General features: G+C 46.8%; 9 protein-coding genes. All 9 read left to right on the forward strand.

Going from position 1 to position 19168, the window contains the following annotated elements; genetic code table 11:
* Positions 1–82: 82 nt before the first annotated feature.
* The 9 genes from ACYVI9_RS12265 (at position 83) to ACYVI9_RS12305 (ending at position 19069) form a co-directional block, all read left to right on the forward strand.
* Complete coding sequence (locus ACYVI9_RS12265) at positions 83–3373, forward strand: SusC/RagA family TonB-linked outer membrane protein (protein ID WP_460764859.1); 3291 nt, start codon at positions 83–85, stop codon at positions 3371–3373.
* Positions 3374–3397: 24 nt separating this feature from the next.
* Positions 3398–5377 carry a RagB/SusD family nutrient uptake outer membrane protein gene (locus ACYVI9_RS12270; RefSeq protein WP_460764860.1) on the forward strand — a complete coding sequence of 660 codons (1980 nt, stop codon included), beginning with the start codon at positions 3398–3400 and terminating at the stop codon, positions 5375–5377.
* A gap of 64 nt (positions 5378–5441) precedes the next feature.
* Entirely contained in the window at positions 5442–7091 is a 1650-nt protein-coding gene (locus ACYVI9_RS12275) for a pectate lyase family protein (protein ID WP_460764861.1), read from the forward strand.
* 82 nt (positions 7092–7173) lie between these two features.
* Entirely contained in the window at positions 7174–8808 is a 1635-nt protein-coding gene (locus ACYVI9_RS12280) for a pectate lyase family protein (RefSeq protein ID WP_460764862.1), read from the forward strand.
* Positions 8809–8968: 160 nt separating this feature from the next.
* Complete coding sequence (locus tag ACYVI9_RS12285; protein WP_460764863.1) at positions 8969–12043, forward strand: DUF6298 domain-containing protein; 3075 nt, start codon at positions 8969–8971, stop codon at positions 12041–12043.
* A 37-nt stretch (positions 12044–12080) separates the two neighbouring features.
* Positions 12081–12650, forward strand: coding sequence for an RNA polymerase sigma-70 factor (locus tag ACYVI9_RS12290; RefSeq protein WP_460764864.1), 570 nt, complete (start codon positions 12081–12083; stop codon positions 12648–12650).
* A 62-nt stretch (positions 12651–12712) separates the two neighbouring features.
* A complete protein-coding gene (locus ACYVI9_RS12295; RefSeq protein ID WP_460764865.1) occupies positions 12713–13774 on the forward strand; it encodes a FecR family protein in 1062 nt (353 codons plus the stop codon).
* A 193-nt stretch (positions 13775–13967) separates the two neighbouring features.
* Positions 13968–17279, forward strand: coding sequence for a SusC/RagA family TonB-linked outer membrane protein (locus ACYVI9_RS12300; RefSeq protein WP_460764866.1), 3312 nt, complete (start codon positions 13968–13970; stop codon positions 17277–17279).
* Positions 17280–17311: 32 nt separating this feature from the next.
* Positions 17312–19069 (forward strand): RagB/SusD family nutrient uptake outer membrane protein, encoded by a 1758-nt coding sequence (locus ACYVI9_RS12305; RefSeq protein ID WP_460764867.1) that lies wholly within the window; start codon positions 17312–17314, stop codon positions 19067–19069.
* The last annotated feature ends 99 nt before the right edge of the window (positions 19070–19168 follow it).

Consider the following 19168-nt stretch of genomic DNA (forward strand, 5'->3'; position numbering starts at 1 on the left):
GTTTATACAACCAGAACACATCAATTTAAAACTCAAATGCCATATGTACTTTAAGCACATTTTTAGATTTACGTGCCTGTTTATGTTGTTTGTTTGCTGTCATACAGGACTGCTGGCACAAACAAGAACCATTCATGGTACTGTTGTAGATGATTCTACCAATACGCCGATATCGGGTGTGACCATCAAGGTAAAGGCCGGCCTGCAATCAGCCGTTTCCAACATGGAAGGTAAATTTACCATGAACATACCGACTTCAGGAGCCACACTGGAATATTCGCATGTAGGTTATGAGTTCGGAACTATTGTCGTTCCTGAATCAGGCGATGTAAATATCCGTATGATCAAGATGGCACTGGATCTGGATGAAGTGGTAGTCGTAGGTTATGGTACCCAAAGAAGAAGTGATATTACCGGTTCGGTCGCAACTGCGAACATGGATAGGGTGGCGGAGTTACCTGTAAGTAGTATTGCGCAAGCCTTGGTTGGCCAGATTCCGGGTTTAAACGTTACCGGCGGTAGCCAGAGACCCGGTGATAATGCCACGCTGGATATCCGTCAGCAGTTTGGTTATAGTAAGGACGGCAGCAGTCCCTTGCCGCTGATTATTATCGATGATATCATCCAGATTGATCCGGAAACGGGCCTGCCGACGATGAATCAGTTTAATGTACTGGACCCGACGGAAGTGGAAAGCATTACGGTACTAAGGGATGCCGCCGCATCCATATATGGTGCCAGGGCCAGCCAGGGTGCTATTATTATAAAAACCAAGAAAGGACGGATTGGTGCCCCGAAAATTTCCTATTCCGGAAAATTCGAGTTTAACGATGCCGTAAGTTTTGGTAAAACCATGAGTGCTTATGAGTATGGTATTTTCGCCAACCGCTTTTTCCGGGCGAAGGGGAATGATGAATCTTCATTATTCGATGCCAATGAGCTGGAAGCGATGAAGTCTTTAAACTATGACTGGTTAAAAGAAGCCTGGCAGGCCGGTGGAGCCATGCAGCATTCGCTCAATGTAAGTGGCGGTTCTGAAAGAGCGACCTATTTTGCGGGGGCCGGCTACTATACGCAGCGTCCCAACCTGGGCAGTCAGGATTATGATAAATGGTCTTTCAGATCCGGTGTTGATGTGAAAGTGGTGAATAACCTTAAGTTATCGGCTTCTGTTTCTGCAAATAATTCTCAGGTTGAAAAGTCGTTTACCAAAATCAGTGTAAATGACGGTGCTTTTGGTAATAATTCCGAGCAAACAGATTATGCCGTATTGAACCATATGCCGAAATATATTCCCTGGCAATATGAAGTCGATGGCGTGACAGAATATATTTCTCCCGCCTTAGGCCCGCACAGGTCACAGGGCAGCCCGAGGGGACAGAATAATATCAAAGGCTGGAACTATTTTGCTTTATTGAATAACGGCTCTTTTACCCGAAATGAGAATCAGGGATTTAATACCAATTTCTCTTTGCAATACAGTGTGCCCTTTGTAAAAGGCCTGGCCTTTAAAGTATCCTATGGCCTGAATTATGCGACTAGTAATAATGAACAGGCGATGTTGGGTATTCGACTGGCGGCTTCCCAAAACAACCATGAAGAGGGAACACATTTGTACTCCGATGCGACGGAATGGCGTGTCGAAAATAACGACAACCGCTCTACGGTCCGTTATATTGATGAAATCGGCAAAGTGGAGCAGTCCAACTTTTTCGTGAATTACGATAACAGATTTGGCAGACATAATGTGTCGGCGATGGCTTCTGTGGAAAAGGGTACGCAAAACTGGCAGAAGAAGTTTGTCATTTACGATAACCCCATCATGGGCGCATATAACGGATCTTCGCCTTCAGCTGGTACTTTAAACCCCTCCAATACATATGTTTGGAAGACGGAAGGCGGTACTTTATCCTATCTGGGAAGGTTGAACTATGATTATGATGGAAAATACCTGATGCAGTTTGTATTCCGTTCTGACGCTTCTACCAAATTTGCGCCGGCTAATTACTGGGGATTCTTCCCGGGTGTTTCTGCGGGTTGGATTATTTCAAAGGAAGACTGGTTCCGGGATAATGTACAATGGGTAGATTTTCTAAAAATCCGGGGTTCACTTGGAAAAACCGGTAAGGATAATGTGAAAGCATGGCGTTGGATGCAGACTTATGGTTATGCTGCTGATAAAGGACTTGGCTTCGGCGTCAATAATGCAGGACATTTGGTTAGTGGCTTAAGTCCGGATGCCACACCCAATCCGAATATCACCTGGGACCAGACGATCAAAAAGAATATTGGACTTGACTTTACCGTCCTCAACGATCGCTTATCGATCAGTATCGATAAATACTGGGATCACAATACAAGAATGTTAATGCCGCTTGCCAATCAGGTCGGGGTGCCGATTTCCGTTGGAGGTGCTTTCGCCGAACAGAATTATGGTGCCGTGAAAGCCTGGGGGTCAGAGTTTAGTGCTACCTGGAGGGACCGTGCTGGTGAATTTGGATATAGTATTGGCGTGAACTTCGGTACCGGCGATAATAAAATTACGAAGTGGACACCGGTACCCTTTAATTATCCATCAGAAGCTGAAAACCAGGTGGGATATTCTACCAACCGGCCGGAATACGGTTTTCTGGTATGGCGAGGTAATGAAGCCGGTGACGGACTTTTGCGCACCGATGCGGATATTGATGCTTATTGGGATTATCTGACCCAAAGAGCGACTGCGGCCGGGCTGGAGCCTTCTTATCTGGATATCACCGAAAAATCAGGTATCAAAAAAGGTATGCTGGCTTATCAGGACTTAGGCGGACAGCTGGATGCTGAAAATGAAACCCTGACCGGCCCCAATGGTCAGATAATGGACGATGGTCAGGATCTGGCTCCCTTAGGTAAAAGGAGGTCCTTCGGCCTGTCGACAAATATCGGCCTGAACTGGAAAGGATTTACGCTTAATACACAGATCGCCACTTCCTGGGGTAAATTTAATCGAATCGACTACATCAACCAGGGCACGGGATCTACACAGCTTTTCTGGGCGCATGCTTCCTATCTGAATAATATGTACAGCGCTGAAGATAATGTCAATGGGATGTGGCCCAATCTGGCCTTTGCAGACCAGAATCGTATGACTTCTGATTTTTGGCAGATATCCGCATTCCGGAGCTTTGTACGGAGTCTGGTAATTGGTTATTCTGTTCCCAAATCGATTGCGTCAAAAGTCAGAATGGATGCATTGAAAATTAGCCTGGCAGGATTCAACCTTTGGGATTTCCATAATCCGTATCCCGATAAATATCGGAATATGTATGACGATCCCCAGGTGGGCTATCCGACTTTACGTACCTGGTCGGTAGGTATTAATGCTTCTTTTTAACCACAACTCAGAAAATATACACTGATGAAACAAATTAAAATATTTTGCTTCCTTCTGATGGCTGCTTTTTTAGCAACCTCCTGCAAACAGGACTTTTTAGAAGATATGAAAAGCGTTGATAAATATGATGAGAGCATATTTGAAAACGAAACCCTGACCGGCTGGTATATCGATCGGCTATACTATGACTTTTTCTCGGCTTACCGGTCGCCAATCGTTTCTCTTGTGGGAACCTATAATGATACCAGAGCCAGGTCTACCGAAGAGATGGGTGGTTCCATCACCGATTATATAAACGCACAGAAAACCTTGGAAACTGCGGAACAGTCGGATGGCTATTATGGCAACACCTTAGCTTCTAATTCAAAGAATGAACCCTATACACGTATCAGAACAGCGACTTTTTTACTGGAAAAAATTGAAGAAAAGGGGCAGTCGCTTTCCGAAGAATTTAAAAATCATGCCAAAGGGCAGATGTATTTTTTAAGGGCTTTACAATATTTTGATTTATTACGTGTCTATGGAGGTGTTCCGATTGTAACTGCTACAGAAGTCGCCAGTGCGGAGGATCCGAGTATCCAGCATACACGTGCGACAAGTTCAGAAGTGGTTGCCCAGATTATAGCAGATTTTGATCAAGCGGCTGAGTTATTACCGCCCACCTGGGGTAGTAGTGATTATGGAAGATTTACCAGCGGCGCTGCCCTGGCAATGAAAAGCAGGGTGTTATTAGCCTATGCAAGTCCTTTGTTTAATAAAGACTGGGACAATCCGGGTAACGAGCGTTGGCAAAAGGCTTTGGATGCCGGTTTGGCTGCCGAAGCGGCATTGAGCTCTGCCGGCTATGGCTTGTATGGATCCAGTGCCAAGGATTGGGCGGAAATGTGGTATAAGAACGATAATGCCTTCATTAAGGAAGCGATAATGGTCCAGCTGTTGTCCAAAGATGTGGCCTCTTCCGGGATCATTAGTAATGGCTGGGAGCGTAGTATACGAGTATCCAATCAGACTGGATCCGGGGGGATTTCCGCACCGAAGGAAATGATTGATCTGTTTCCGCTGGCAGATGGCTCACGCCCCACAATGGCCAATGGATATGATTCCACGCATTTCTTTATGAACCGGGATCCCCGCTTTTACCGGACTTTTGCATTCTCGGGGATGAAATGGCCTTTAAAAGAAGCTTCAGAGCCCGATGTGGTTTGGCTCTACAGATGGCTTCATAGTGGAACCAAAAAAGCGTACAGTGACGGGAATCAGGTCAACAGTCCCGCCGTTGTGCGTAAAATGACCAACCCTCCGGGCTCCAGCACCGTTGATGGTCTTGCTTATTCTGGGACGGATATTATGGAATACCGGTATGCGGAACTGCTCCTGAATATTGCTGAATGCTATGCCGCTAAAGGTGATTTAGGAAACGCTGTTACCTACTTAGGTAAAATCAGACAAAGAGTAGGTATCCCTGCCGATAATAACTATGGTATCGGCAGTCCGGCTTCAAAATATGCAGCAATTGAAGCCTGTTTATATGAGCGTCGCGTAGAACTGGCTTATGAAGGCAAACGTTTCTGGGATATGCAGCGTTGGATGCTGTATAATGATGATGCTGCAGCAGGTAATAATACCTGTTTGAAATTAGGTATTGAACCCCTTAATGGAAAAGCCAGGACTGGCAGATTATGGCAGTTTAATACAGAAGCAGCCGATAGCAACGATCCGTTATTGGCAGCAAGAGGAACGATTGCCGTTGATCCGGATGCCGGCGATTTTGAAGCGCAGCTGGAAAATCTTAAAACATTTTTTGATGAGAACCTCATCATCGTAAATACGGATAGTCCGGTAGATAAGGATGCGTCAGGCGAACCTACTTACATTTTATTCAGACAGAACTACTATCTGTCCGGTCTGAAATCGTCGGTGCTCTCTAACAATCCCTGGTTGGAGCAGACCAAGGGGTGGCTGGATTATTCTGGTGCTCCTGGTACATTTGATTATCAACAATAAATTTATAATAACTACATAACTACAAACCAATACAATTACTGAATTTTTAAATAAACAGCAATAAATGAAGATGCAGAAAAAGATGATTTTCGCGGTTTTAAGTATTGGTTTTTGTTCAATGGCACTGGCTCAGTATCCAAAAATTCCTAAGGAGGATCAGCAGAAGGCCCAGGCATTGATGGAGGCTGCCACCCGGCATTCGGATTCAATGTGGAAGCTGGCTTATCCCATAATTGAAGAACAGGCGACCCAGGGCCGGCCCTATATCCCCTGGGCATCGCGTTATGATGAACTGCCCCATGCAGAGATCCCGGCTTTTCCGGGTGCTGAAGGTGGCGGAAAGTTTACCCGCGGTGGTCGCGGTGGTAAAGTCTATGTAGTGACGAACCTCAATGATGATGGTCCCGGTAGTTTTCGCTGGGCCTGCGAACAAGGCGGTGCCCGGGTGGTTGTATTCAATGTAGCGGGTATTATCCATTTGAAATCACCATTGATCATCCGTGCTCCTTATATTTCGATCTACGGTCAGTCAGCGCCGGGCGATGGCGTATGTATTGCCGGTGAATCCGTATGGCTGAATACCCATGATGTGGTCGTCCGCTTCATGCGTTTTCGTCGTGGTGAAACCTGGGTGGGAAGAAGGGATGATGCCATTGGCGGCAATCCTGTGGGCAATATCATGATCGACCATGTAAGTGCGTCCTGGGGATTAGATGAGAACATGAGTATGTACCGGCATATGTATAATGACAGTACGGGCAAAAAGGAAGATAAGTTCGGGACGGTCAATATTACCATTCAGAACTCTATTTTCTCGGAATCCCTGGATACCTGGAACCATGCTTTTGGCAGTACACTGGGTGGAGAAAACTGCAGTTTTATGCGTAATCTCTGGGCGAACAATACCGGCAGGAATCCATCAGTGGGATGGAATGGCATTTTTAATTTTGTCAATAATGTGGTATTTAACTGGGTACACCGTTCCATAGATGGCGGCGACTACCGCGCACAGTTTAATATCATTAATAACTATTTTAAGCCCGGTCCGGCGACTCCCAAGGATGCACCGGTGGGCCATAGGATATTAAAACCCGAGAGTGGACGGAGCAAATTACCCTACCATGTATACGGAAGGGCCTATGTAAACGGGAACGTAATGGAAGGCTATCCCAAAGTGACAGCCGATAACTGGGCTGGCGGCGTGCAGTTGGAAGACGAAGAAGGCGTGGGCAAACATGAGGGATACATGAGACAGGATAAACCACTGATAATGCCCCCACTTACCGTACTGAACGCAACGGCGGCCAGGGATTATGTGCTGGGCAATGCCGGAGCTACTTTACCCCGCCGGGATGCCGTGGACAGCCGGATCGTAAAACAAGTTACAACCGGTAAGATTGAGAACAAACTGGCCTGCCCATTACCGAAGCGTCAGTTTGAGCACAGAAGACTGCCCATAGATTCTTATAAAATTGGTATCATTACGGACCCCTGTCAGGCAGGTGGTTATCCCGAATATAAAGGAACGGCTTATAAAGACAGCGACCAGGACGGCATGCCGGATGATTATGAAACAAAACAGGGTCTGGATCCCCAAAACAGTACGGATGCAGCGAACTTGGCAAAATCAGGTACCGGATACACGAATATCGAAACATATCTGAACAGCCTGGTACCGCTCGGGAATGTGGTGCCGGCTACTGCAAAAAAATAATCATATCTGGGCGCCATTGGCGCCCTTGATTTAATTGTCCGACCCACTGGGTGGATTTCACTATTTCTAAATATTGAATAGCATGCGTTATTATTTATGTTTTTTGACAGGATTACTATTAATAAGCCGGCCGAGCCAGGCGCAATATCCCGTAATTCCTCCATCAGTAGAAGATTCTGCGGCAGCGGCTGCGCGGCCATTGAAGAAGGCTTCAGAAGCAAGGTGGCAGGCAGCCCTGAAAATTGTTAAAGCCGAAGAAGCCCAGGGCAAGCCTTATATTCCCTGGGCAGCAGCGCCATCCGATCTGCCTCAGGCCACCATTCCGGCTTTTCCGGGCGCGGAAGGTGGCGGTAAGTTCAGTTTTGGCGGACGCGGCGGTAAAGTACTGGTGGTGACCAATCTGAAGGATTCGGGGCCGGGCAGTTTTCGCTGGGCCTGTGAGCAGGGGGGTGCCCGCGTCGTGGTTTTTAATGTGGCCGGTATCATAAGGCTGCAATCCCCCGTCAGCATTCGTGCCCCTTATATTACCATTGCGGGACAAAGCGCGCCCGGCGACGGCGTATGTATTGCAGGTGAATCCGTGCTGATCGACACACATGATGTTATAATTCGTTTTATGCGGTTCAGGCGGGGGGCTACGGAAGTTACCCGTCGGGATGATGCATTGGGGGGCAATGGTGTCGGCAATATTATTATTGATCATGTGTCGGCCAGCTGGGGGCTGGATGAGAATATGAGTATGTACCGGCACGTATATGACCGCGATGGCAAAGCGCTTAAACTGCCAACGGTAAATGTTACCATTCAGAATTCCATATTTTCCGAGGCGCTGGACACTTATAATCACGCATTCGGCAGTACCATCGGTGGCCTGAACTCCCTGTTTGCCCGTAATCTCTGGGCCAATAACATCAGCCGCAACCCTTCAGTCGGCATGTATGGAGACTTTAACTTCGTCAATAATGTCGTCTTTAACTGGTGGAATCGTTCCGCCGATGGTGGTGATCATCGTTCCCAGTACAATTTTATTAATAACTATTATAAACCCGGACCTGTCACACCGTCCGGAAAACCCATAAGTTATCGTATCTTAAAGCCTGAATCCGGAAGAGATCAGGCGCATAAGGAGGTTTTTGGAAAAGCCTATGTCGCCGGCAATATTGTTGAAGGCAATCCGAAAGTCACAGAGAACAACTGGGACGGTGGGGTACAACCCGAAGTGGAAGACGTTTCCGGATTGCTTGGTAAAATGCGAACTGAACGGCCCAGGGACCTGGCGCCGGTAACTATTATTGATACCAGGAAAGCTTATGACTATGTACTGGCCCATGTAGGTGCCATTCTGCCGGTACGTGATGCCGTTGATAAGAGGATTGTGGAAACGGTCCGGACCGGAAAAATTTATAACGCGCCAGGGGCTCAGCCATTTAAAGGACGGTTTATAAAGCGGCGCCTGGCTGATGACTCTTATAAACTGGGTATCATTACCCATCCTGATCAGGTTGGCGGGTATCCGGCGTATAAGGGCCGTCCGTATAAGGATCGCGATAATGACGGGATGCCGGATGCATATGAACGGAAACAGGGGTTGAATCCACGTAATGCAAAAGACGCTGCGGCCTTGTCGGAAAACGGATACAGTAATATTGAAAATTATCTGAACAGTCTGGTAGATCTGGCTTCGGTAAGGCCGGAAAAGGGACTGACCACCTACTAAGAAGATCGGCATGACAGGAAAAGCTACAGCGCAAGATATAGATAGGTTTCTCAATGGGAACGGGCCACAATGGGGATATTCTTTGCGTATCTTCCGTGTAATTCCCAGGCTATCAGCGCGGCTGTTATGTGTTATTTGCTGCAGTTTGTTATTTCAGCAGTTGGCTGCGCAAAAGCCTAAACCGCCCAAACCGGTACTGCCTGTAGAAATTCAAAAGGGGCGGCTGATTTATCATCCGGATACAGTGACGGGTGACCGCATACCGGATTATTCCTATGCCGGCTATAAAGCTTCGGAGCAAGCCATTCCGAACGTTCCGGTAAAAATCCTGGTGCCACCTGTCAAAGGTGATGCAACCGCTATCCTACAGCATGCCCTGGATGAGGCGGCCGCCCTGCCGGTTGACGCCAACGGGTTTCGGGGGACGGTTTTGTTATCCCGGGGTGTGTATCAACTGTCCGGTTCGCTGGTGATCCGGGCTTCGGGCATTGTTTTGAGGGGGTTTGGTGCGCAGGACCAGACATTGATTTTGGGCACCGGGATTCAGCGAAACGGCCTGATCAGGATACAGGGCAGGAAAGACAAAAAAGAGGATGCTCAAGGCATCAGGATTACCGATGGATATGTTCCGGTCAATGCGATGCAATTCCGGGTAGCATCTGCCAGCGGTTTAAAGCCAGGAGATGCGATTACCATTACCCGCCCATCCACACAGGCATGGATTGACCTGTTGGGAACTCAAAGTTTTGGCGGCGGCATTTCTGCGCTGGGTTGGAAGCCGGGCGACATTGACCTGCATTTTGATCGAATAATTACTCGAGTTAACGGTAATACCATTGAAATAGATGCACCGTTAACCACCGCTCTGGACCAGCGTTACGGAGGTGGAACCGTGCATAAATATGACTGGCCAGGCCGGATTCAACAGGTAGGTATCGAAAATATCAGCCTGGCTTCAGATTATAATAAGCAGAACCCCAAAGATGAAGAACATAACTGGATTGCCATTACCATGGATGATGTTATGGATGCCTGGGTGCGCCAGGTCAGTTTCAAACATTTTGCGGGTTCGGCAGTCCATATTAATGAAACCGCCCGTCGGGTCACCGTTGAAGATTGTATATCTACCGCCCCTGTCTCAGAGATTGGTGGCGAAAGACGCAATACCTTTTTTACACGGGGACAGCAAACGCTGTTTCAACGCTGTTATGCCGAACAGGGATATCATGATTTCAGTGCGGGATACGGTGCGGCCGGTCCCAATGCTTTTGTGCAATGTGTTTCCATTCGGCCTTATAGTTTCAGTGGAACAACAGGCATGTGGGCCTCCGGCATTTTATTCGATATTGTTGAAGTGGACGGTAATGCCATCCGCGTTGGCAATCGCGGCCAGGATGGAAAAGGTGCCGGATGGACAGGTGCAAACTGTTTTTTCTGGAACTGTTCCGCAGCCCTGATAGAATGTGCTCGACCGCCTACTGCCCAGAACTGGTCTTATGGTTCCTGGAGCCAGTTTGCCGGTCGGGGGTTCTGGGCAGAATCCAATAACCATGTCAGTCCCAGAAGCTTCTTTTATGCCCAGCTTTCGCAAAGATTATCTCAGGACTTCAGTGAACGTGCTTCGGTACTGGGCATAGGCGGAGAGGCCTCCAGCAGTCCGACTGTCGAAGCAGCCGCGCAATTGAACCAGGAAGCCTTCCGCCCCAAACCACTCATGAAAGACTGGATTGTCGGGGCAGCGCTGAGACAGCCCATACCGACTACCCATCAAGGTGCCAGAACGATCGCTCCATCGGCCCTTAGTCAACAAAAAAAGGAGGGCCGCGCGCCGGAAGTACCTATGGAACTGGTAGGCGGTCGGTTGGCAAAAGGTAATATACTCCTGACTGGAAAAGTAAAGGGCGTACCCTGGTGGTCGGGAGGCAGCGAAGCAACTGATCTCCGAAAAGCCGCCCAGAATATGGCCATCACCCGGTTTGTTCCCGGAAGAGTCGGTCCCGGTCTTACTGATGAGTTGACTGGTGTTGTTGACTCCATGAAAGCCCATCATATTGTAGCATTGAATCAGCATTACGGACTCTGGTATGAACGGCGTCGCGATGATCATGAACGAATCCGCCGTATGGACGGTGATGTATGGGCACCCTTTTATGAATTGCCCTTTGCCCGAAGTGGTATCGATTCTGCCTGGGATGGATTAAGTAAATATGATCTCACCCGATATAACAGCTGGTATTTTAAACGAATGCAGGATTTCGCGGATCTGGCGGATCAAGAGGGTCTGGTGTTGATCTACCAGCATTATTTTCAACACAATATTATAGAAGCCGGAGCCCATTATGCGGATTTTCCCTGGCGGACGGCGAACAATATCAATCAGACGGGTTTCACCGAACCGGTACATTATGCAGGGGAAAAGCGGATATTTTACGATGGACAGTTCTATGATGTAACTAATGCTGCACGAAATGATCTGCACAGGCAATATATTGAACGATGCCTGGACAATTTCAGCGGCAGTGGCTCCGTCATACATTTTATCAGTGAAGAATATACCGGACCGTTGCCTTTTGTTGAATTCTGGTTGCAAACCATTGGCCAATGGAAGCAACAACACGCTAAGGCGCAAAAGCAATGGGTGGGCCTGAGTACGACCAAGGATGTACAGGATGCGATACTGAAAAATCCGGCCTATACCAACCTGATCGATGTGATTAACATTGAATACTGGCATTATCAGGCCGATGGTTCCGTATATGCCCCTGCCGGCGGGAAACATCTGGCTCCCCGCCAATGGGCTAGGTTACTCAAACCCAAATCCAGTTCCTTCGAGCAGGTATATCGTGCAGTTAGGGAGTACCGGGATGCTTATCCGGAAAAAGCTGTTCTGTATAATGCAGTAAATGCGGATCAGTACGGATGGGCGGTCTTTATGGCAGGTGGTTCGCTTCCGGTGCTGCCTCCAGCCACAGACCCGAAACTGCTGGCTGCCGGAACCCGAATGCATGCTACGGATCAGTACAAGACTTTTGCGATCGAAGATAAAAACGGTCTTATTTTGTATGGAAAGAATGACATGGACCTGGATCTGAGTCATTTACCCGGCAATCTGAGCCTCTCTTATATTGATCTGAATACGGGTACGATCATTGGGAAGGCCCAAAAAATTAAAGGAGGCAGTATGCAACACCTGAAATTGCCAAAGGCCGCCTGTTTGATCTGGATTCGAAAATAGTAGGCGAAAAATACTAACGATAAATGCTTCATTGAATTTGAATGATCAGGAACATATTGACTTGCTGCAGCACCATTTGGCAGTTTACGCAGATGAAAGGGCGTACCGAAAGTTGTTTTATTATTTTCATCCCCTGCTGAAGCGTTTCTCATTTCATATCCTGGGTGATCATGAAGTGGCGGAAGAGATGGCGGCTGATGTCCTGCTGAAAATCTGGATCAGACGGGATCAGATGGCACTTATCAAGGACCTCAAGCTCTATTTATTTAAGGCGACCCGGAATGCCTGCCTCAACTACCTCGACAGCCGCCGGCTCCGGAACGATCGGCTTACAGATGGCCTGTGTGAACAACAACAACAGCAGCAGTGCGGGTCACCGGAATCGGACTTTATTTATTCAGAAATGCACCGGTATATGCAGCATGCTGTCGAACAACTACCTGAAAAATGCAGGTTGGTATTTCGGCTGATCCGGGAGTACGGACTGACGCACGAACAGGTTACTGCCGTCATGGGAATTTCCCGCAATACCACCGAAACCCATATGCGTCTCGCTTTAAGAAAGCTCAAAACGGCGCTGGATCATTATCGCCAGCCAGAAAAATAATTTCCGATCCTTTTCACGGCAGTGCTTGTTTTTTCTGTCTTATACTACAGGAAGCTGCCATAATGAGCGATAAGCAATTACATAACAGGATATTTGACCTGATAGCAAGAAAGCTGTCCGGATCGGCCAGGCCCGAAGAGCTGCGGGAATTGGATGCCTATTTGGAGCAGTTCCCGGATTTCAGCACGTTCCATGATCACCTGTTGGATAATCCGATCCATAACAGTGAGGTAGAAAAAGATGCTACCGACCAGGCTTATGCGGCCCAGTATGTCAGGATGATGTACGCAGATAAAGAACATGCTGCCGGCCCGCTGGATCTCAGCGGAGCAGGACATCGGCCTGTCAGGCGTATACGCAGCATCCTGCTGACAGCAGCGGCAGGCCTGTTGTTATTCGTGGCCTTGTGGCCCGGGTGGTATCAGGAGCCCGCAGATAAACAGCCATCGGCGGATCTTGCGCAAACGCCTGTTAGTTCCAAATCGAAACTCACACTCCCGGATGGCACCATCGTCTACCTGAATGCCGACAGTCATCTGGAATATGGCAACGATTTCAATATCCGGTCCCGCCATGTGACCCTGACGGGTGAAGCCTTCTTTGATGTGGCCCATAATGCAAAAATGCCTTTTATTGTACATACGGATAAGGCCACCGTAAAGGTATTGGGTACCCGGTTCAATATTAAGAATTATTCTGATGAGACCTGGGAAGCCACTTTATTGCAGGGGAAAATAGAAATGTATGTTAACCGGCATCCGGCCAGTAAGCTGGAGCTGGAACCTTCGCAGAAAGTTGCGGTGATACCGGTAACTGCAAAGGTGGATTCTGCTGCCACGGATTTCCGGGTCTCCGTTACTAAATTTACAAGGCTTCAAACTGAAATAGCTGAAACTGCATGGATGGAAGACAAACTGGTATTTGTCGACAAACCGCTGGAAGAAATCGCCCATGAACTGGAACGGAGTTTTGGTATATCGGTACGATTTCTCTCTGATAAATACAAACAGCAGCACTACACAGGTAATTTTAAAAAGGAGGATCTTGAACGATTGCTGGAAATCCTCAATTTATCGAATCCCATCGACTATCAATTAAAAGATCACGAACTGATCATCAGATAATGCGGATACTTAAAATGATTGCGTATGTAAAATTGAAATATTCTTAATTAGAAAAAGGAGAATGCGCCAACATTCTCCCCGGTAAACAGCATCAGAAGAAATCTTCTGAGCCATTTTGAAATTAAAACCACTCAAAGTTATGCAAAAAACAATTCCAAAGAGGCATCGTCGCCTCCGGAAAACTCTGCTTGTTATGAAATTAATGGCTATAATGTTACTAGTGGCCTTGCATGTTTCGGCCACCAATTTCGGACAGTCACTGCTGAACATTTCGGCACAGGAAACTACTTTATTGGGCCTTTTCAAACAGATTGAAAGGCAATCTGATTATTCATTTTACTATAGCAATAACAGATTGCAACTCAATAAGCCGGTTTACATATCCGCCGTAAATGCCCGAATAGAGGAGATTTTAGAAAAAGTATTTATGGGTCAGCAGTTGACTTGGAAAATTATAGAAGGAACCAAGGTGGTAATTGCTCCGGATGAGGCCTATACGGCTCTAATGCAGCAGACCATTACCGGTACTGTCCGCAATGCCGATGGGGCACCGCTGGCCAATATTTCAGTGACGGTCAAAGGTTCACAGGTCGGTACGGTTACCAATGCGGAAGGCCAGTTTTCGATCAATGCCAATCCTGGAGATGTTTTGGTATTTTCTGCGGTGGATTATGAACCTCAGGAAACTGTGGTGTCGAACCAGACAGTAGTAGATATCGTTCTCGTGGCTTCCGCTCAAAATTTAGATGAAGTAGTAGTGATTGGCTATGGTACCGTTAAAAAACGTGATTTGACTGGGTCAGTGTCTTCGATAAAAGCAGAAGGTATTCTGCGATCTCCTGCACAGAATGCGATGGAAGCTTTACAGGGACAAGTGCCGGGTCTGGATATTGTCCGTAATTCAGGAAAGGCCAATTCTGGTCTCACAATGAATATTCGGGGAAAGCGCTCTCTTTCCGACGCTGAAGACGAGTACGGCAATCTGATCGCCAATAATCCTCTGGTGATTATTGATGGAGTTCAGGGAGGCAATATTTCTGATATTCCACCTCAGGAAATAGAATCGATTGATGTGATGAAAGATGCCTCTTCGACTGCAATTTATGGCTCCCAGGGGGCCAATGGGGTAATTATCATTACCACCAAAAGGGGGCAATCGGGGAAGCCAAGAATATCTTACAATGCCTATGTTGGTGTAAATGGCTGGTTTCAGTATCCTGAAATGAGAACGGGGGAAGACTATATAGCATTACGAAGGGAGGCTGCTAAGACCGCCGGTCAGTGGTCTTCACCAGATGATGATCAGACCCTGTTTACTCCTCAGGAATGGACCGCCATTCAGAATAACCAATGGGTGGACTGGGTAGACGAAGTAATACATAATGGTATGGTACAAAGTCATCAGGTTTCAGTATCTGGCGGCAATGCGAAGACCACTGGCCTTCTGTCAGCTGGATATTACAGGGAGAAAGGGTCTCTTAAAGATGATATACTAAATAAGTATAACCTAAGAACGGCGGTAGATCATAATTTCAGTAAAATGTTTAAAACTGGAGCTACCGCCAATCTGACACATTATGCAGGATACGAACGCGCAGAGAATGTTTTATGGCGTGCTGCTACTAATGAACCCTTGGGATTGCCTTATACAGCAGATGGACAAGTTAATCTGTGGCCAATTGGTACTTCAGGAAAGGTGAGCCCCCTGGCAGACGAAGCCAGTGAGTATACGGCAAAATATCAGCAGCTCACGACCAATATTCAGGCAAATGGATATGCTGAGTTAAAACCATTGGAAGGATTGTCTCTCCGATCCAATTTGGGTACTAATTTTAGTTTTAGGAGAAATTCCGAGTTCCAGGGAGCCAATTCCATTGACCGTGCGGGACTTTTTGATGACGCACTGGCCTCCATTTTATCCAGTGAAAAATTATTCATTACCTGGGATAATATCGTTAATTACAACAAGTCGCTGGGAGAGCACAATTTTGCCTTTACTGGTCTTACATCCTGGACACAATCTAAATTCCGAAGTTCCTACAGTGAGGGTTCTGGACAGCTTATACCCAGTCAACTATGGCATAACCTAGCAGCCAATGATAAGACTTCCTATGTAATCCGGTCAGGTTATATCCAAAGTCAGACATTTTCCTATGCCGCCAGATTAAATTATAATTATAAAGGTAAATACCTGCTAACCCTGTCAAATCGTTGGGACGGCGCTTCCCGGCTGGCAGAAGGCCATAAATGGGCTGCCTTTCCGAGCGCAGCTGCTGCTTGGCGGATCATTGATGAGGACTGGTTTTCCGGCAATGAAAAAATCAACGAGCTGAAACTTCGGGTAAGCTGGGGGATGACGGGGAATTCCGGCATTAGTGAGTATGGTACTCAGTCCTTCCTTTATGCAATGGCCAATGCGGCTTTCCAGGATCAGGGATATACTTATTATGTTTACAATTCTTTTCTGGGGAATGTGGATCTGGGTTGGGAGCGTTCCGCTGCGACGAATATCGGCTTGGACTTTGGTTTCTTCGATAACCGGCTGACGGGTAGTGTGGATTTTTATAATACGACTACCAAAGACATTCTGTTACCGCGCACTCTTCCTACCTCGATGGGCAGTGGCAACAATACACCCTTTCAAATTTATCAGAACATAGGGGCTACTAATAACAAGGGTTTTGAGATTATGCTCAATACTGTTAATGTGAAAAAGGAGCAATTCAAATGGACCACCGGGTTCACTTTTGCCGCCAATAAGGAAAAGATCACCGATCTGGTCGATGGCCGTGACATCATCGGAGCGACAACACGCGAAACCGAAACCCTTTTAATAGGCAGACCCTTGAGTTCATTTTATACATTTAAAAGACTCGGAATCTGGCAGACAGACGAAGCGGATGAAGCTGCCAAGTATTTCAAGGATGAAGCTAAAACCCAATCATTTAAACCGGGGGACATCAAACTGGCTGACTTGAATGGTGATTTTATCATTGATGAAACCAATGATGTTACCTATATCGGGACAACTTCACCCCGCTGGACCGCCGGTTTGAACAACCAATTTACGATAGGAGACTTTGATATTAATATTTATTTAATCGGCCGTTGGGGGCATATGATGGCCTACGATCTTACGGCGGCTTATGATCCGCAAGGTAAGGGTAATCAGCCTGCTTATTTGGACTATTGGACACCAGAGAATCCGTCGAATGATTTTCCTCGTCCGGATTTGACAAATTTTTATAACTACCGGGGCTATCAGGCATTGAATTACGTAGACGCATCCTATATCAAGTTGAAGACTGTTACACTGGGATATACTCTACCGGTGAAGAATATGAAGAATCAATGGTTATCCGGTTTGCGTTTGTACCTGTCGGGTAATAATATTTATACGATCTCAAGAAGTCACCTGGTTCAGAACTACGATCCGGAAAGAGGCGGTTCCGCCAAATCTCCACTGCAACGACAATTTGTGTTGGGCGTGAACTTAAATCTATAAAACAGGACTTCTTAAAATTAAAAATCTTAGCGATGAATCAAATATTGAATCAATATATACGACTTTTTTTACTGTCAGCTGGACTTATATTTGTTCTGGATTCCTGTAGTTTGAAGGAATATAACCCAGGCGGCACAACAGCCGAAGTTGTGTTCGGAACACCCGAAGGTTTAAACACGTTGGTGAATTCTGCCTATGTCAATTACGGCGGCCAGTTTTACGGGCGTGAAGATATCGTGATGTTGACTGAAGGCGGAACCGATCTATGGATTAATATCGCCAATGGGGGCTATGGCAGGCAGATGACCAAGTACGAAGAACTGACGGCTAGTACTGGCCAGATCAGAAATACCTGGAACCGGCTATATGAAATCATCAACTATTGCAATGCTGGAATCAACCGGATCGATAACGTTCCATACAATGACCAGAATGAGAAGAAAGCGCGTAAAGGTGAATTACATTTTTTAAGGGCCTATTCTTATTGGCATTTGGTTGAATTCTATGGGGGCGTGGACCTCAGAACAGAAGAAACCAAAACGGCTGTTATGACTGCATACAGAAGTCCGGTTTCGGATTTTTATGACCTGATGCTGGCGGATGTGGATGCGGCCATCGGCAATCTGCCGGTGGATCCTCTACCTGCATCCGATGTGGGCCGTGCGACCCTGAAAGCCGCATACGGACTCAAGGCCAGGATAGCTTTAACGCGGGTCGCTTATGAAACCGCTCAGGCCGAGAAGGATAAATTCTACCAGATGGCTAAAGAGGCCGCGATGTACGTGATTGATCATCAGTCGGAATTAAAAGTGTCCTTATACAGCACACCGGCGGACGTATTTGCTCCTGCGAATAACAAATCTAATAAGGAGGCCTTGTTTGTTGTTACACATTCCACGGAAGAGACGTTGAATCCCCAACCCAAAAATCCAAATAGATTGCATATGTGGTATAAGGCAAAATATTCAGCTAAAGCAGGTATGGTGCAGGATCTATATTACGGTAATGATAATAATGCAAAACCAGGATCTATGGGATTGATGCCCACCCGACATTTGCTGGAACTTTACGATGCGTCAATTGATGCCCGGTACAAAGACTGGTTTCGGGAGGAATACTATCTGAATCAGTCCTCCTATAGCTGGACAGCTGATGATCTGGCAGCATATGAAAAGCCCGCCTCTATGGTTGGCCAGACACTTCATGCAGGTGAACTGGCGCTTTTGTATACCAAGAATTCGGTAGCCGATAAGCGAAACAAACCCTACGCTGTTGTCGACATTGATGATTTGTATCAGAATGGAAAGGTAACAACGAATGCGCGGTTTAATATCTGCTATCCCTCATTGATGAAGTTCAATGATCCCAATCTGCCGGCTCCGAATTCGAACTTTGGCACCAAGGACGTTATTACGATGCGTCTGCCTGAAATGTATTTCATAGCAGCAGAAGCCGAACTTTTAATGTCTGGTGGTTCCCGTTCACATGCCCTTGAGCTGATTAATGTTATTAGAAGCCGCGCAGCAGTGTCCGGGCATGAAGCGGATATGCAGGTTACTGATGCACAACTGAATCTGGATTTTATTCTGGAAGAAAAAGCCCGGGAGCTCTGTGGGGAGCACCTGCGGTGGTTCGATTTAAAAAGGACCGGAAAACTCTATGATTATGTAAAAACATATAATAAGGATATCCCATTGGTTCAGCCTTTTCACGCACTGAGGCCAATACCTCAGATGTTTCTCGATGCGATCACCAATGCGCCGGAATTCGGACAGAATACCGGCTATTAAGTGCTTTCTTACTAGAGAAAATTTTCATTATACTGGAAATATTTACCGTTCCGGCGCTGTTGCAGCATGTATTTTGTTACTTTATGGCAATAGCGCCGG

The sequence above is a fragment of the Niabella terrae genome, assembly GCF_054783135.1.

What these genes read in the sequence shown, in the direction of transcription:
- ACYVI9_RS12265 (WP_460764859.1), top strand. Translation starts at nt 83, where the DNA reads ATGTTGTTTGTTTGCTGTCATACAGGACTGCTGGCACAAACAAGAACC.
- ACYVI9_RS12270 (WP_460764860.1), top strand. Translation starts at nt 3,398, where the DNA reads ATGAAACAAATTAAAATATTTTGCTTCCTTCTGATGGCTGCTTTTTTA.
- ACYVI9_RS12275 (WP_460764861.1), top strand. Translation starts at nt 5,442, where the DNA reads ATGAAGATGCAGAAAAAGATGATTTTCGCGGTTTTAAGTATTGGTTTT.
- ACYVI9_RS12280 (WP_460764862.1), top strand. Translation starts at nt 7,174, where the DNA reads ATGCGTTATTATTTATGTTTTTTGACAGGATTACTATTAATAAGCCGG.
- ACYVI9_RS12295 (WP_460764865.1), top strand. Translation starts at nt 12,713, where the DNA reads ATGAGCGATAAGCAATTACATAACAGGATATTTGACCTGATAGCAAGA.
- ACYVI9_RS12300 (WP_460764866.1), top strand. Translation starts at nt 13,968, where the DNA reads ATGAAATTAATGGCTATAATGTTACTAGTGGCCTTGCATGTTTCGGCC.
- ACYVI9_RS12305 (WP_460764867.1), top strand. Translation starts at nt 17,312, where the DNA reads ATGAATCAAATATTGAATCAATATATACGACTTTTTTTACTGTCAGCT.